At 74.9% G+C, this 235-nt stretch carries 1 pseudogene; it reads left to right on the top strand.

Features of this window, described 5'->3' with window-relative positions:
* Positions 1 to 235, top strand: a pseudogene (locus KVS67_RS13250) (AMP-dependent synthetase); the annotation flags it as partial.

The following is a 235-nucleotide window of genomic DNA, read 5'->3' as shown; positions in this document are numbered from 1 at the left end:
GAGCGTGGCCGGCGACGGCGACCTCCCCTCCGCCTGGGCCGGTCGCTACGACGTCCTGTCCTATGAGGCCCACCTCGACGGGCACGAGCCGCCCGAGACAGCGGACCTGCCGCACGTGAGTGAGCGCCCCGCCTCCGGCGCCTGCTACACCACGGGCCCCACCGGCCGCCCCAAGGGCGTGTTCTACTGGCACCGGGCCACCTGGCTCCACGCGCACGCCGTGGTGTCCACCCTC

The sequence above is a fragment of the Micrococcus sp. GbtcB5 genome (assembly GCF_019091605.1).
Lineage (GTDB): Bacteria > Actinomycetota > Actinomycetes > Actinomycetales > Micrococcaceae > Micrococcus > Micrococcus luteus.
The sequence above is the reverse complement of the archived record's forward strand: the minus strand, read 5'-3'. Positions and strand labels throughout refer to the sequence as shown.